General features: G+C 63.5%; 13 protein-coding genes and 1 pseudogene. 2 read left to right on the top strand and 12 right to left on the bottom strand.

The features are described from left to right. Positions 1-329: 329 nt before the first annotated feature. Positions 330-1,376 (bottom strand): annotated as a pseudogene (locus IM543_05195) (transposase). Positions 1,377-1,510: 134 nt separating this feature from the next. Here IM543_05195 and IM543_05190 point away from each other — a divergent pair. After that, positions 1,511-1,939 (top strand): hypothetical protein, encoded by a 429-nt coding sequence (locus tag IM543_05190; GenBank protein ID QOY95265.1) that lies wholly within the window; start codon positions 1,511-1,513, stop codon positions 1,937-1,939. Between the two features lie 441 nt (positions 1,940-2,380). Here IM543_05190 and ruvB read toward each other — a convergent pair whose 3' ends face one another. From ruvB to IM543_05140, 10 genes are all read right to left on the bottom strand, one after another. Further along, positions 2,381-3,448, bottom strand: a complete 1,068-nt coding sequence (ruvB, locus tag IM543_05185; GenBank protein QOY95264.1) for a Holliday junction branch migration DNA helicase RuvB — start codon at positions 3,446-3,448, stop codon at positions 2,381-2,383. An 8-nt stretch (positions 3,449-3,456) separates the two neighbouring features. Next, complete coding sequence (ruvA, locus tag IM543_05180; GenBank protein ID QOY95263.1) at positions 3,457-4,035, bottom strand: Holliday junction branch migration protein RuvA; 579 nt, start codon at positions 4,033-4,035, stop codon at positions 3,457-3,459. A gap of 28 nt (positions 4,036-4,063) precedes the next feature. Continuing rightward, a complete protein-coding gene (gene ruvC, locus IM543_05175; GenBank protein QOY95262.1) occupies positions 4,064-4,600 on the bottom strand; it encodes a crossover junction endodeoxyribonuclease RuvC in 537 nt (178 codons plus the stop codon). A 169-nt stretch (positions 4,601-4,769) separates the two neighbouring features. After that, entirely contained in the window at positions 4,770-6,356 is a 1,587-nt protein-coding gene (gene purH / locus IM543_05170; GenBank protein QOY95261.1) for a bifunctional phosphoribosylaminoimidazolecarboxamide formyltransferase/IMP cyclohydrolase, read from the bottom strand. A gap of 112 nt (positions 6,357-6,468) precedes the next feature. Then, entirely contained in the window at positions 6,469-6,702 is a 234-nt protein-coding gene (locus IM543_05165; GenBank protein ID QOY95260.1) for a Fis family transcriptional regulator, read from the bottom strand. Between the two features lie 89 nt (positions 6,703-6,791). Then, entirely contained in the window at positions 6,792-7,817 is a 1,026-nt protein-coding gene (gene dusB, locus IM543_05160; protein QOY95259.1) for a tRNA dihydrouridine synthase DusB, read from the bottom strand. A gap of 153 nt (positions 7,818-7,970) precedes the next feature. Beyond that, the gene (locus IM543_05155; protein QOY95258.1) at positions 7,971-8,645 is read right to left on the bottom strand and encodes a histidine phosphatase family protein; all 675 of its coding nucleotides are present in this window, start codon (positions 8,643-8,645) and stop codon (positions 7,971-7,973) included. Between the two features lie 40 nt (positions 8,646-8,685). Further along, positions 8,686-9,351: a YbhB/YbcL family Raf kinase inhibitor-like protein gene (locus tag IM543_05150; protein ID QOY95257.1), complete on the bottom strand. Its 666-nt coding sequence runs from the start codon at positions 9,349-9,351 to the stop codon at positions 8,686-8,688. A 49-nt stretch (positions 9,352-9,400) separates the two neighbouring features. Next, on the bottom strand, positions 9,401-9,868 hold the full coding sequence (locus IM543_05145; GenBank protein QOY95256.1) for a D-tyrosyl-tRNA(Tyr) deacylase: 468 nt from the start codon (positions 9,866-9,868) through the stop codon (positions 9,401-9,403). After that, on the bottom strand, positions 9,865-11,130 hold the full coding sequence (locus tag IM543_05140; protein QOY95255.1) for a tyrosine--tRNA ligase: 1,266 nt from the start codon (positions 11,128-11,130) through the stop codon (positions 9,865-9,867). The genes IM543_05145 and IM543_05140 overlap by 4 nt, the downstream gene beginning before the upstream one ends. A 147-nt stretch (positions 11,131-11,277) precedes the next feature. On the opposite strand from IM543_05140, the gene IM543_05135 reads away from it, so the two are divergent. Further along, the gene (locus IM543_05135; protein QOY95254.1) at positions 11,278-12,642 is read left to right on the top strand and encodes a M23 family metallopeptidase; all 1,365 of its coding nucleotides are present in this window, start codon (positions 11,278-11,280) and stop codon (positions 12,640-12,642) included. Here IM543_05135 and IM543_05130 read toward each other — a convergent pair. Further along, the gene (locus IM543_05130) at positions 12,639-12,989 is read right to left on the bottom strand and encodes a hypothetical protein (protein ID QOY95253.1); all 351 of its coding nucleotides are present in this window, start codon (positions 12,987-12,989) and stop codon (positions 12,639-12,641) included. The genes IM543_05135 and IM543_05130 overlap by 4 nt on opposite strands. Positions 12,990-13,008: the final 19 nt, after the last annotated feature.

Here is a 13,008-nt window from a genome sequence, read left to right as displayed (position 1 = left end):
AGTATGCGAAGAACGCGATGGCGCCTGTAGAAGCAGACGCCATCGGATTGTCATGACAATTGTCATGCGGGGCGGTGTCGAGTGCTGGCGAAACCTTCGTTTGCTCGGAAGACAACAAGGGCATACACTGAACTGTATCGACTGTCCGCTATCGGCCTAGCCTGTGTAAAAACTCATTAACTGGATCCGTAAGCCGAATAGTACGGCTCACGGCCTATCCAAAAGCTTATAGAAGCGCCATAGCCTTGGCCGCCCCGTTTTCCAGTCCTCGGCAAGACCAGCAGCAAGAACGCTCCAAACAGCCCGATTGGCGGCAGAAAACGGGCATACGCCCTAATCGCCGCCAGCATTCCCTGCATGCCAAGCAGCGCGAGCAAACGACTAAAGTTGTAAGCCAGCACATGCAAGCTCATTTCGATCTTCACACGTTCCAGGCCTTTCGTTAGAAAGTGTGTGGATCCCATCCATGCCTTGATCGTGGCATAGGGATGCTCGACGGTTGAACGCCGGATGCGCATGGCGTCGGGCGTCTGTTCAAGACGTGCCTGCATGTCGTCGAGCACATCCTGATGTTCCCAGCGCGTCACGCGCCGCTGAGTGCTCGGCGTGCACTTGTCCTTGAGCGGGCAGCCCTTGCAGTTCGAGCTCTAGTAGCGGTGATTCGTCATGCCTTTTTCGACGCTGGAAAATCGCCATATCAAGGCTTCGCCAGCCGGGCAGCGGTACTCGTCGATTTCCTTGAGCGTAGCCATCTGTGATTTCAACGCTGCGATCTTTTCGTTCAGGCGAACGCTTTTCGCTTGTGCAGTAGCCGGCTCCTGCCGGTCTGCCGTGTCGAGTTCGGTCAGGTAGCGGCTGATGTTCGCTTCGATCTCCGTCATCCTGCGCTTAAGCTTGGCGTCAGTGAAGTTGCGGTCGCTGCTGTTGACGGCCTTGAACTTGCTGCCGTCGATCGCCACCACTGCATCCGAGAACAGATCCAGCTGCTGGCACAAGACGACGAACTGCCTGCAGACATTACGAATGGCTTTGCCGTTGTCCTTGCGGAAGTTCGCTATCGTCTTGAAGTCCGGGGTCAGGCGCCTGGTCAGCCACATCAGCTCGACGTTGCGCTGCGCTTCGCGCTCGAGCCTGCGGCTCGACTGGATGCGGTTCAGGTAGCCGTAAATGTAGAGCTTGAGTAGTACAGCCGGGTGGTACGCTGGCCTGCCAGTCTTTGCAGGTATCACCCGCGCAAAACCCAGACTGGCCAGGTCAAGCTCATCGACGAATACGTCGACCACCCGAACCGGGTTGTTTTCGGTGACGTAGTCATCCAGGTGCTCTGGCAGTAGCGTGCCTTGCCCACGGTCTTCGCCTTCGATAAAGCGCTTCATTTAACACCCTGGTGATGAGATACTCCCTCAACGTTAACCCAGCCGGGTTCGTTTACACCGTCCTGTGTTTTTACACAGGCTGGGCCAACAGCGGACCCTGGCGCATTGCGCAATACAATGAAATTGGGCCTTCTATGGATGAGAACGCAGAATCGACCTTTTGGGGGCTATTGCACGATGGCGGTCTTGAAGCCATTACGGGGACAGTTCCTGGAACGGTGTCGGTTCGAATATCAATTCAATACTTGCGGCAGCAATTCCCCACAAAAGGCGCGGGTTTCAAAATTGACCTTCTCGATTGCAAGCGGTTTGTGTATCAGGAATACGATTCTTCGCCACTCGAAGACTTCGACGCCATCGTCGCGTTGGAGCCTGAAATCGTCAGCGCCGAAAAAGGGACCGAGTCTGTGATCGTCAACTGCGTAATGGGCACACTTACTATCGATTACGGAGCCGCGTCAATCTATCTCGACTCAGGTGCGCCTGTGTCCTTCGATGAACTCACGACCGCTAGTAGAACTTATTGGGATGACTGGGCGGCCCGTTCAGCTAACCACAAGTAATCGTCAGGAGCAGCTGTCATGCCTGGAACGTCGACTTCGGTCGCGAGCCGCATCGGAATGCACGGCCGAGATTGGCTAGCAGAGTGAAGCGAGTGACTGCCATTCTCCTGCTATCACTGTTACTAGTCGGCTTTGTAGCTCTTTTCCTCTGGGTGCGAACTCCACTTTCGATCCACCATTGTCTCGACCAGGGTGGGAGGTGGGATCATGCGCGGGGCGCCTGTGATGGCGGGAGACCGGGACTAAGGTGATGTTGAAAAACTGCCTGGATCGCGGACCTGCATGACCCTCACCCCGGCGCTGCATTGGCCAAGGCGTCGGCAGACAGTCCTCACATCGTGGCGCAAGCTCTCCTCCGGGAAAGCTTCGGTCGCCAACTGCAGCGCAAGCATTCCCGCGCCCTCCTCCGTCAGGGCAGCCCGATCGGCGCGCGACACCCGCTCAGGCGGGCGGCAGGCTGTCCCACAAGTCGCCCGTCGGGCTGATGCGCGGCGCGGTGACGCCGAAATGCTGATACGCCAGCGGCGTGGCGATACGCCCGCGCGGGGTGCGCTGCAGGTAGCCCTGCTGGATGAGGTAGGGTTCGAGCACGTCTTCGATGGTGTCGGCCGCTTCGCCGATCGCCGCAGCCAGGTTGCCGATGCCCACCGGGCCGCCGGCGAACTTGAACAGCACGGCCTCCAGCAGCTTGCGGTCCATGACGTCGAAACCCACGGTGTCGACATCGAGCATCTTGAGGGCGCGGTCGGCCATGTCGACCGTGATCTCGCCGGTGCCCTTCACTTCCGCATAGTCGCGCACGCGGCGCAGCAGGCGGTTGGCGATACGCGGCGTGCCGCGCGCGCGCTTGGCCACCTCGCGCGCGCCCTCCTCCTTGATCGGGGCTTCGAGCAGCGCGGCGCTGCGGGTGACGATCCTGGTCAGCTCCTCGACGTTGTAGAACTCGAGGCGCGCCACGATGCCGAAGCGGTCACGCAGCGGGTTGGTCAGCATGCCGGCGCGGGTGGTGGCGCCGACCAGCGTGAAGGGTTGCAGGTCGAGCTTGACCGAACGCGCGGCCGGGCCCTCGCCGATCATGATGTCGATCTGGTAGTCCTCGAGCGCCGGATACAGGATCTCCTCGACCACCGGCGACAGGCGGTGGATCTCGTCGATGAACAGCACGTCGTTCGCTTCGAGGTTGGTGAGCAGCGCGGCCAGGTCGCCCGGGCGTTCCAGCACCGGGCCCGAGGTCTGGCGCAGGTTCACGCCCATCTCGCGCGCGATGATGTGGGCCAGCGTGGTCTTGCCCAGGCCCGGCGGGCCGAACAGCAGCGTGTGGTCGAGCGCCTCGCGGCGCTTGCGCGCGGCCGAGATGAAGATTTCGAGCTGGTCGCGGATCTTGGACTGGCCGACGTATTCGTCCAGCTGCTTGGGACGCAAGGCGCGCTCGATCGCCTCCTCGTTGGGCGAAGCGGGCGCGGCGTCGATGACGCGCTGCTCGGTAAAGTTGTCGGTCTGGATGCTCATGCTTGTGCCTAGGCTTTGGAGAGGGCCTTCAGGGCGAACTTGATGCCGTCGGAAACGCTGCTACCGGCCGGCATGTTCTTGATGGCCAGGAGCGCTTCCTTGTCAGAATACCCCAAGGCGACCAGCGCATTGAGCACGTCGACCTGGGTGTCGTCGCGCACCGCGCCGCCGACCACGCCGATGTCGGCGCCCAGCTTGCCCTTGAGTTCGAGCAGCAGGCGCTCGGCGGTCTTCTTGCCGATGCCCGGGACCTTCACCAGGCGGCCTGTTTCCTGCAAGGTGACCGCCTGCGACAGGTCGGCCACCGACATGCCGGACAGGATCGCCAGGGCCATGCGCGCGCCGATGCCGGTGATCTTGATCAGCTGGCGAAACAAGGCCCGTTCCGATGCGCTGCCGAAACCGAACAGCAGGTGCGCATCCTCGCGCACCACCAGGTGGGTGAACAGCACCACCTTCTCGCCGGTATGCGGCAGGTTGTAGAAAGTGCTCATCGGCACGTCGACTTCATAGCCGACGCCGTTGCAGTCCACCAGCACGTGCGGCGGCGCTTTTTCGAGCAGGGTTCCGGAGAGACGGCCGATCATCGTATTGTCCTATTGTTCCTGATTGTGCTTAAACGAGGCGGCTGCGCTTCATGCGCAGCGTGGGCGCGCCTGGCGCCAGCGCGCCGAGCATCGACAGGGTGTCGATGCTGTGCGCGTGGCAGATCGCCACGCCGAGGGCGTCGGCGGCGTCGGTGCCGGGCAGGCCCGGCAGCTTGAGCAGGCGCGCCACCATGTCCTGCACCTGGGCCTTGGCGGCCTTGCCGGTGCCGACCACGGCCTGCTTGACCTGCACCGCCGTGTATTCGGCCACGTCGAGGTCGGCCCCGACCAGGGCCGTGATGGCCGCCCCGCGTGCCTGTCCCAGCAGCAGCGTGGACTGCGGATTGACGTTCACAAACACCTTTTCGATGGCCGCGCAGCCGGGCTGGTAGGCGGCGACGATGTCGCCCACGCCGTTCAGGATCACCTTGAGCCGGGGCGGCAACGCGCCTTCGAGGCCGGTCTTGATGGTGCCGGACGCGATGTAGCGCAGCTTGCTGCCGTGTTTTTCAATGACGCCGAAACCCGTCGTACGCAGGCCCGGGTCGATGCCGAGAATAATCATTGTGGAATGATATACGGCTGGCGGGTGTTCGTGGGAAAAATACTGTGCAAAAACACAGTAGGGTGGTCGGCTACGCCGACCGCGCGTTCAAACCATGTATGAAAACCACGACGCGTTCATTTCCACGCCGGTTGAACGCGCGGCCGGCAGAGCCGGCCACCCTACGGACTTAGTGGCGGAAGTGACGGGTGCCGGTGTACAGCATCACCACGCCGCGCTCGTCAGCCGCATCGATCACTTCCTGGTCGCGCATCGAGCCGCCCGGGTGGATGACGCAGGTCGCGCCCGCATCCACCACCACGTCCAGGCCGTCGCGGAACGGGAAGAAGGCGTCCGAGGCCACCGCCGAACCCGTCAAGGAAAGGCCGGCGTTCTGGGCCTTGATCGAGGCGATGCGCGCCGAGTCGATGCGGCTCATCTGGCCGGCGCCGACGCCCAGGGTCATGCCATTGGCGCAGAACACGATGGCGTTCGACTTGACGAACTTGGCCACGCGCCAGGCGAACATCAGGTCTTGCAGCTGCTGCTGGGTCGGCTGCTTCTTGCTGACCACGCGCAGGTCGCCCAGGCCGACGTTCTTCGCATCCGGCGCCTGCACCAGCACGCCGCCGCCGACACGCTTGAGGTCATAGGCGTTCTGGCCTGCGCCCAGCGGGATTTCCAGCAGGCGCACGTTCTGCTTGGCCGCCATGATCTGGCGCGCCTCTGCGGTGAACGAGGGCGCGATCAGCACTTCGACGAACAGCTTGGCCAGCGCCTCGGCCGCACGGCCGTCGACGTCGACATTGAAGGCGATGATGCCGCCGAAGGCCGAGGTCGGGTCGGTCTGCAGCGCGCGGGTGTAGGCGTCCAGCGCATCGGCGCCGATCGCCACGCCGCAGGGATTGGCATGCTTGACGATCACGCAGCCGGCCGGCTGCTGCATGCCGCCGAGCGACTTGACGCATTCCCAGGCCGCGTCGGCGTCGGCAATGTTGTTGTACGACAGTTCCTTGCCCTGCAGCTGGCGGTAATTGGCCAGCGCGCCCGGGGTGGCGACCAGGTCGCGGTAGAAGGCGGCGCCCTGGTGCGGGTTTTCGCCGTAGCGCATGTCCTGAACCTTCTCGAAGCTCATGTTCAGGGTCTGCGGGTAGCTGGAACGGGTGGCGTGGGCGCGGTCTTCGCCCAGGCTGCTCAGGTAGTTGGTGATCGCGCCGTCGTATTGGGCGGTGTGGGCGAACACTTTCTTGGCCAGGCGGAACTTGGTCTCGTAGCTGACCGGACCGGCGGTAGTACCGGTACCTTTCATTTCCGCCAGCACCACGCCGTAGTCGCTCGGGTCGACGATCACGACCACGTCACGGTGGTTCTTGGCGGCCGAGCGCAGCATGGTCGGGCCGCCGATGTCGATGTTCTCGATCGCATCGTCCAGCGAGCATTCGTCCTTGGCGACGGTCTGCTGGAACGGGTACAGGTTGACCACCACCATGTCGATCTGCGGAATGCCGTGCTCTTCGAGCTTGGCGACGTGCTCCGGCAGGTCGCGGCGCGCCAGGATGCCGCCGTGCACCTTCGGGTGCAGGGTCTTGACCCGGCCGTCGAGCATTTCCGGGAAGCCGGTGTAGTCGGCGACTTCAGTGACTTGCACCCCATTTTCCTGCAACAGCTTGGCGGTGCCGCCGGTGGACAGGATGTTGACGCCGAGGGTGGCCAAGGCCTTCGCGAAATCGAGGACGCCGGTTTTGTCGGAAACGGAAATCAGTGCTTGTTTGATCATGGTGAGGCCTGTGGTTGAGAATTCTGGCGCCCGCCGGATGAACCGGGCGGACAAGGCGGACGGACGATGCACCGGCCGCGCTCCAGACGCACGGCCAGGCCATGCAAAGGACTTAGAGCAGCCCGTGCTCCTGCAGTTTCTTGCGCAAAGTATTCCGGTTGATGCCCAGCATCTGCGCCGCGTGCGACTGGTTGCCGTCGGCGCGGGTCATGACCACTTCGAGGACCGGCTTTTCAACCGTGAGCACCATCATGTCGTAGATGTTCGTCGGCTTCTGCTCGCCCAGATCGTTGAAATAGTCCTCGAGGCTCTTCTGGACGACTTCCTGGATACTTTCTTTGCTCATGTTCTCTGCTGCTTCATCCTGGTTAATGATTGCCCGCTGCTGGCGCAGCGCGTCCCCGTCTATTCTGATTCTTCTATGTGCACTGCGTTCTAGGCTGCGATCGCCGCGTCGGTAACATGCGCGGGGCGGTATTGTAACCGCTCGCCATGCCGGAGCTGCGATTTGAAAAAGGTATCAACTGCAGCCAATTGCTCGGCAGTCGATTCCAGCAGGTTCATGCGCTGGCGGAATTCTTCCCCGCCCGGCAAGTCCTGCACATACCACCCGATGTGCTTACGGGCGGTGCGCACGCCGACGTATTCGCCATAGAAGGCGTAATGCGCCGGCAGGTGCTCGTTCATGAGGCCGCGTACTTCTTCGACCAGCGGCGCCGGCAGATGCGCACCCGTGCGCAGGTAATGGTCGATCTCGCGGCAGATCCAGGGGCGCCCCTGGGCGGCGCGGCCGATCATCACCGCGTCGGCCCCGGTGTAGTCGAGCACGTACCTGGCCTTTTCGGGAGTCGTGATGTCGCCGTTGGCGACCACCGGGATCCCGACCGCGGCCTTGACCGCGCGGATGGTGTCGTACTCGGCCTCGCCCTTGTAGCCGTCGGCGCGGGTGCGGCCGTGCAGGGTCAGCATGGCGATGCCGGCCTGCTCGGCCATGCGGGCGATGCGCAGGGCGTTCTTGTTCTGGCGATCCCAGCCGGTACGAAATTTCAGGGTGACCGGCACGTCGACCGCCTCGACCACCGCGTGCAGGATGCGCTCGACCAGGTCTTCGTGCTGCAGCAGCGCGGAACCGCACCAGCTGTTGCACACCTTCTTCACCGGACAACCCATGTTGATATCGATGATCTGGGCGCCGCGCTCGACGTTGAACCTGGCGCAGTCGGCCAGGTCTTTCGGGTCGGCGCCGGCGATCTGCACCGCCTTCGGTTCCATCTCCCCCGCGTGGTCGGTCCGGCGCGCCGTCTTTTCGCTGGCCCACAGGCGCGGGTTGGACGCCGCCATCTCGGACACTGCGTAGCCGGCCCCCAGCTGCTTGCACAGCTGGCGGAACGGGCGGTCGGTCACCCCGGCCATGGGGGCGACGAAGACATTGTTACGCAGGATATATGGTCCGATTTGCACAGCGGAAATCTCGAAAGTTTCTCGGGGAACCTATTATTTTACCTCAATCGCTGCTCAAAATAGCGGCAGAATTTTTGGGTATTGTTGCGTGTGTGATATTGGCAGGGGTGCGCAGAGGGGGTAGACGCTGCGCTTTCGGCCGCCTGGCCGCGCTTAGCCGACATCGTCCAGCACTGCCGGCCGCAGATGCCCGACCTCTCCCCAGCTCAGCAGCCGCAAGCCCCCCGCTTCCGCCACGAAGCGGTTCACGCTCGCATTGAGCACCTTGAAATCGCGCGGCGTTTCCAGCGACAGGCCGAGCGCGGCGCGATAGGCGCATTCCAGTACCCCGCCATGCGCCACCAGTGCAATGGTCTTGCCCGGATGCGCGGCCGCGTGCAACGCGATCGCGCTGGTGACCCGCTCGTAGAACGCGCGGAAGCTTTCGCCCCGGTTGGCGCCGGGCGGCAGCTCGCCGTCGACGTCACGCGCCTGCCAGGCCGCGAACTCGCGCGGGAAGCGTGTCGCGATTTCGCTGTACAGCAAGCCCTCGAAGCCGCCATAGCAGCGTTCGCGCAGCGCCGGATCGGTCGCGACCTGCGCGCCGCGCGTGCGCGCGATCGCCTCGGCGGTCTGGCGGGCACGCTGCAGGTCGCTCGACACGATGTGATCGATCCGCTCGGCGGCGAGCGCCGCTCCCAGCAGGACGGCCTGGCGCTCGCCCTCGGCATTGAGGGCGATGTCGAGATGTCCCTGGAGCCGCCTTTCGGCGTTCCAGGCGGTCTCGCCATGGCGGATCAGGAGGATGGTCGTTGCAGCGATGAATGGGGTATTGTTGTTCGAAGGCATGAGGTCCGTTGACCCGAACCTCGGGGTTCAGGTGCTTGATTCAGGTGCTTGATGTCGACGCGAGATCGGGATTCAGGGAATACACCCCGAAGGTGCGCGCCTCGTCCAGGATATGGCCGCGGATCGCCAGCCGCAGCTCCGATCCGTTGAAACGGCCCACCAGCGGCAGGCGCGGGATGTCGAGCGCATACAGGGTAAAGACGTAAGTATGCACACGTTCGTCGTTCCAGGGTGGGCAGGGGCCGTCGTAGCCGTAGTACTCGCCCGCCATGCCGGGATCGTTCGCGAACCAGCCGGTGTAGTCGTTGATGCCCTGGCGCAACTGATGCTCGGTGCCGTTCTTGATCGTGAACGGCACCAGCGGGCCCGATTTGCCGTGCGGGGTCACCATGTCGGAAAACATGCCCTCGGCCAGCGACTTCAGGCAGAGCGGGATGTCCACCAGCGACCAGTGGAAGAAGTCCACCCGCGGCAGCGCGACAGGGACGGTCTTGCCTTCCTGGTTGACGTCGTCGCCGACCGACGGCGCGTCGGGATCGTGGCAGACCAGCACCAGCGACTTGGCCCCCGGAGGCACGTCGTCCCAGGCAAGATGCGGACTGCGGTTGTCGGACAGCCTGACGTGGCTGCCGGGATCGATCACGGCAAACGCACAGTGCGGCGGAATGACACCGCCTTCGGTAAATGACTCGCTCCAGATTCGCATACGTCCTCCCAGCCGATGATGCTATTGACCCCATGGGGCGGCACGGGTTTCAGCGCTGCGTACCCGCCACCGCGACTGGATCAACCTGCAGCCAGAAAGTGACTGGACCATCGTTGACCAGCGACACTTTCATGTCCGCCCCGAATTTGCCGGTCTCGACAATGCCATGGCGGGCGCGCGCCTGGCGCACGACATGCTCGAACAGGCGCCGTCCGTCTTCCGGCGCGGCGGCCGGCGAGAACGAGGGACGGGTGCCCGACCTGGTGTCGGCCGCCAGGGTGAACTGCGGCACCAGCAGCAGGCCGCCGGCCGTGTCCGTGATGCTGCGGTTCATCTTGCCGGCATCGTCGGAAAATACCCGGTAGCCCAGCAGCTTGGCCAGCAGGGCATCGGCTTCGCGCTCGGTATCGCCCTTCTGGGCGCATACCAGCACCAGCAGGCCGGGGCCGATCGCGCCGATGGTCTCGCCGTCGACGCGCACGCCGGCTTCGCTGACCCGCTGCAGCAGGCCGATCATGCCGTCAGGGTGACGCGCGCGAACTTGCGTTTGCCCACCTGCATCACGAAACTGCCGGCCTCGACCTGCAAGCCCTTGTCGCCGACCACGGCGCCGTCGATCCGCACGCCGCCCTGGTCGACCATGCGCATCGCTTCCGAGGTCGAGGCGCACAGGCCGGCCGCCTTGAGCAGCTGGGCCACGCCCAGCGGCGCGCCGGACAAGGCGACTTCCGGCACGTCGTCCGGAATGCCGCCCTTCGAGCGGTTGACGAAGTCGGCCAGCGCATCCTCGGCCGCCTGGGCCGAGTGGAAGCGTGCGACGATTTCCTTGCCCAGCGCCACTTTTGCATCGCGCGGGTTGGCGCCGCCGGCCACCTCGGCCTTGACCTGGGCGATCTCGGCAATCGAGCGGAAGGACAGCAGGTCGTAGTACTTCCACATCATGTCGTCCGAGATGCTCATCAGCTTGCCGAACATGGTGTTCGGCGCCTCGGTAATGCCGATGTAGTTGTTCTTGGACTTCGACATCTTCTCGACGCCGTCCAGGCCTTCGAGCAGCGGCATGGTCAGGATGCACTGCTGTTCCTGGCCGTAATCCTTCTGCAACTCACGCCCAACCAGGAGGTTGAACTTCTGGTCGGTGCCGCCAAGTTCCAGGTCGGCATGCAAAGCGACCGAATCATAGCCCTGCATCAAAGGGTAGAGGAACTCATGCACCGCGATCGGGGTCCCACTCTTGTAGCGCTTGGTGAAGTCGTCACGCTCCATCATGCGGGCCACGGTGTAGCGCGAGGCAAGCTGGATCATGCCGCGCGCGCCCAGCGGGTCGCACCATTCGGAGTTGTAGCGGATTTCCGTGCGCGCCGCGTCCAGCACCAGCGAGGCCTGGCGGAAGTAGGTCATGGCGTTTTCCTCGACCTGCTCGCGGGTCAGCGGCGGACGGGTGGCATTGCGGCCCGAGGGGTCGCCGATCATCGAGGTGAAATCGCCGATCAGGAAAATCACCTGGTGACCCAGGTCCTGCAACTGGCGCATCTTGTTCAGCACCACGGTATGGCCAAGGTGCAGGTCGGGCGCGGTCGGGTCCAGGCCCAGCTTGATGCGCAGCGGCTTGCCCGACTGTTCGGAACGCGCCAGCTTCTGCGCGAATTCGCTTTCGATCAGCAGTTCGTCGACACCGCGCTTGGTGATTGCCAGCGCTTCGAGCACCTTGTCCGTCAACGGCAGGGGGGCGGATTTATTTACCGGAGCACCGCTGCCGGACGAAACAGTAGAAGTCATAAATTCTTGTAGGAAATTTGCTAAGACGGTTGTAGGACCACTTCTTTTGGTATAATTCACGATCGTTTTTCAGTTTCCTGCAGAAAACTTTGCAGATCGATAAGAAACTGGATCCTGAAAGTTCAGCCGCAAATTTTAACTGATTGCATGAACCCTATACATAAAATCACTGGTAAAAGCCTGCTCCAGCTGGTGCCGCGGACGCGCAAGGCGCGCATCATCAGCGCCGGCGCCGCCTTCCTGAGCGTGTGTGCCTTCGGCGCCGTCGCAGTGGCCCCGATCGCTCCTGACGCGGCGGACATGCCGGTCAAGTCGATCGAGCAAAACCTGGAACTGCCGAACCTCGCAGACCAGATCGCCGCCCTCCAGCAAGACGAGCAGCAATTCATCCACGAAGAGCGCATCCGCCCAGGCGATTCGCTCAGTGCCCTCTTCACCCGTCTTGGCGTCGACGACGCCAGCGCGCACAAGTTCGTCCGTACCGACAAGACCGCCCGCCGCCTGATGTCGCTCAAGACCGGCAAGCGTGTCCAGGCCGAAACCGACGGCAACGGCCTGCTGCTGTCGATGCGCGCCATCATCGTCGACGGCAAGGGCGGCGATGCACGCCAGATCACGGTCGAGCGCAAGGGCGACCGGTTCGTCTCCACCGACGCCCCGGCCAAGCTGGAGCGCCGCGTCGAGATGCGTTCGCGCGAGATCAAGACCTCGCTGTATTCGGCCACCGACTCCAACGTGGACGGCGCCAGCATGCCGGACTCGGTGGTCGCCCAGCTGATCGAGATGTTCTCGACCAACATCGACTTCCGCTCGGACCTCAAGCGCGGCGACCGTTTCAGCGTCGTGTACGAGACCTACTGGCTGGACGGCGAACAGGTCAAGACCGGCCGCATCCTGGCGGGCGAATTCGTCAACCGCGGCGTGAGCTACCAGTCGGTCTGGTACGAAGACCCGGTCACCAGGCAAGGCGGCTACTACAGCCTGGACGGCAAGTCGCTGAAAAAAGCCTTCCTCAAGTCGCCGCTGCAGTTCTCGCGTATTTCGTCGGGCTTCTCGATGCGCATGCACCCGATCTCGGGCAAGTGGAAGGCGCACAAGGGCGTCGACTACGCCGCCAGCACCGGCACCCCGATCCGCGCGGTCGCCGACGGCGTCGTCGATCTCGCCGGCAAGAACGGCGGCTACGGCAACCAGGTCGTCCTGAAGCACTGGTCGGGCTACAGCACCGCCTATGCCCACATGAGCCGTTTTGCTCCGGGTATGCGCAAGGGCGCCAAGGTCAGCCAGGGCCAGGTGATCGGCTACGTCGGCTCGACCGGCTGGTCGACCGGCCCGCACCTGCACTACGAGTTCCGCGTCGCCGGCCAGGCCAAGGATCCGAACAAGTTCAAGTCGCTGGCCCAGCAACCGCTGAACCAGGCCGAACTGGCCCGCTTCCGCATGGCCGCTGCCGACATGAACCACCGCTTCTCGCTGCTCGCACCGAGCGGCAACGCGATGGCGGCACGCTAAGCCGTCTTCAGATGGACAAGGCCCCGCGGCATGCAGATGCCGCGGGGCTTTTTTCTTTTGGCGCGGTCAGGTTTATCTATTGATGACGCCGATTGCGATACGCTAGAACTGTTGCGCAGCCAGTCGCGCGGACGCTGATGGAAGGCACTCACGTCCTGGACGTGGAGGGCGGCCTGGTGGGCGATCCCGTGTTTGCGTGAAAACGCGCGGTAGGCAGCGTCGGCGTCGCTGACCAGGAGTGCTTGCCGGTCGAAGCTGGGCTGCAGGCGGCGTTCCAGGTGCACCTTGTTCCAGGCCCCGCGCCCGACCAGTGCGCCGATGGCCTGCCAGCCGCGGTCGCGTGCCACCAGAATGCAGTCGAGCTCG

Origin of the sequence: Massilia sp. UMI-21 (assembly GCA_015277795.1) — a bacterium.
Taxonomy (GTDB): domain Bacteria; phylum Pseudomonadota; class Gammaproteobacteria; order Burkholderiales; family Burkholderiaceae_D; genus Telluria.
The sequence above is the reverse complement of the archived record's forward strand: the minus strand, read 5'-3'. Positions and strand labels throughout refer to the sequence as shown.

Coding starts and splice junctions, on each gene's coding strand:
- IM543_05190 (QOY95265.1), top strand. CDS start 1,511: ATGGATGAGAACGCAGAATCGACCTTTTGGGGGCTATTGCACGATGGC.
- ruvB (QOY95264.1), bottom strand. CDS start 3,448: ATGAGCATCCAGACCGACAACTTTACCGAGCAGCGCGTCATCGACGCC.
- ruvA (QOY95263.1), bottom strand. CDS start 4,035: ATGATCGGCCGTCTCTCCGGAACCCTGCTCGAAAAAGCGCCGCCGCAC.
- ruvC (QOY95262.1), bottom strand. CDS start 4,600: ATGATTATTCTCGGCATCGACCCGGGCCTGCGTACGACGGGTTTCGGC.
- purH (QOY95261.1), bottom strand. CDS start 6,356: ATGATCAAACAAGCACTGATTTCCGTTTCCGACAAAACCGGCGTCCTC.
- IM543_05165 (QOY95260.1), bottom strand. CDS start 6,702: ATGAGCAAAGAAAGTATCCAGGAAGTCGTCCAGAAGAGCCTCGAGGAC.
- IM543_05155 (QOY95258.1), bottom strand. CDS start 8,645: ATGCCTTCGAACAACAATACCCCATTCATCGCTGCAACGACCATCCTC.
- IM543_05150 (QOY95257.1), bottom strand. CDS start 9,351: ATGCGAATCTGGAGCGAGTCATTTACCGAAGGCGGTGTCATTCCGCCG.
- IM543_05145 (QOY95256.1), bottom strand. CDS start 9,868: ATGATCGGCCTGCTGCAGCGGGTCAGCGAAGCCGGCGTGCGCGTCGAC.
- IM543_05140 (QOY95255.1), bottom strand. CDS start 11,130: ATGACTTCTACTGTTTCGTCCGGCAGCGGTGCTCCGGTAAATAAATCC.
- IM543_05135 (QOY95254.1), top strand. CDS start 11,278: ATGAACCCTATACATAAAATCACTGGTAAAAGCCTGCTCCAGCTGGTG.